This is a genomic window from Chryseobacterium indologenes, from assembly GCF_001295265.1.
Classification (GTDB): Bacteria; Bacteroidota; Bacteroidia; order Flavobacteriales; family Weeksellaceae; genus Chryseobacterium; species Chryseobacterium indologenes_A.
In genome coordinates, this window is the sequence record NZ_LJOD01000077.1 from 1 (window position 1) to 341 (window position 341).

General features: G+C 35.5%; 1 tRNA gene. It reads right to left on the reverse strand.

The features are described from left to right. Positions 1 to 67 precede the first annotated feature (67 nt). Positions 68 to 140 (reverse strand) — tRNA-Lys (locus tag AOB46_RS22810). Between the last annotated feature and the right edge of the window lie 201 nt (positions 141 to 341).

The window sequence follows — 341 nt, forward strand, 5'->3', positions numbered from 1 at the left end:
GGGAGACCTTTGAAACACCAAATCACAAAATATTAATATGAAAAAAATTTACTTTTCAGTAAACTTGTGACCCGGCTGGGATTCGAACCCAGGACCCATACATTAAAAGTGTATTGCTCTACCAGCTGAGCTACCGAGTCGGTCACTTAACAATTCTATTTTACAATATTTTTGTTTTTAAGAATTGCAAAGGTATATATTTTTTTTGGAACCTGCAAGAGGTTTAAAAAATCAAAGGTCTCTGGGAGACCTTTGAAACACCAAATCACAAAATATTAATATGAAAAAAATTTACTTTTCAGTAAACTTGTGACCCGGCTGGGATTCGAACCCAGGACCCA